1 protein-coding gene is annotated in these 770 nt (G+C 62.2%); it reads left to right on the top strand.

Translation table 11 applies throughout. The features are described 5' to 3' along the window. A partial coding sequence (locus EOC06_RS43870; protein WP_281062123.1) for a vitamin B12 dependent-methionine synthase activation domain-containing protein occupies window positions 1-770 on the top strand: 770 nt, incomplete at both ends.

Here is a 770-nt window from a genome sequence, read left to right as displayed (position 1 = left end):
GCCTACGAGCCGCCGAAGCCGTCCTTTACCGGCGTCAAGGTATTCGAGAACTGGGATCTCACCGAACTCGCGCGCTACATCGATTGGACGCCGTTCTTCCAGACCTGGGAACTGAAGGGCCGTTATCCCAAAATTCTCGAAGACGAAGCGCAAGGCGCCGCCGCGCGCCAGCTGTTCGAGGATGCGCAGGCGATGCTGAAGAGGATCATCGCCGAGAAATGGTTCGCGCCGCGCGGTGTCATCGGCTTCTGGCCGGCCAATGCCCTCGGCGACGACATCAGGCTGTTCACGGACGAAAAGCGGTCGCAGGAACTGGCGACCTTCTTCACCCTGCGCCAGCAACTGACCAAGCGCGACGGCAAGGCCAATGTCGCACTGGCGGACTTCGTCGCGCCAGCGGAGTGCGGCAAGCCGGATTACATCGGCGGCTTTATCGTCACCGCCGGCATCGAGGAGGTGGCTATCGCCGAACGGTTCGAGCGAGCGAATGATGATTATTCGTCGATCATGGTCAAGGCGCTGGCAGACCGCTTCGCCGAAGCCTTTGCCGAGCGGATGCATGAGAAGGTGCGCAAGGAATTCTGGGGCTATGCTTCAGATGAAGCGCTGGCGCCGGACGAACTGATCGGCGAACCCTATCGCGGCATTCGTCCGGCGCCCGGCTATCCGGCGCAGCCCGATCACACCGAGAAGGCGACTTTGTTCCGGCTGCTCGACGGTGAGCGCAATGCAGGCGTGAGCCTGACCGAAAGCTATGCAATGTGGCCGGG

The sequence above is a fragment of the Mesorhizobium sp. M7A.F.Ca.MR.362.00.0.0 genome, from assembly GCF_004023175.1.
Lineage (GTDB): Bacteria > Pseudomonadota > Alphaproteobacteria > Rhizobiales > Rhizobiaceae > Mesorhizobium.
The sequence above is the reverse complement of the archived record's forward strand: the minus strand, read 5'-3'. Positions and strand labels throughout refer to the sequence as shown.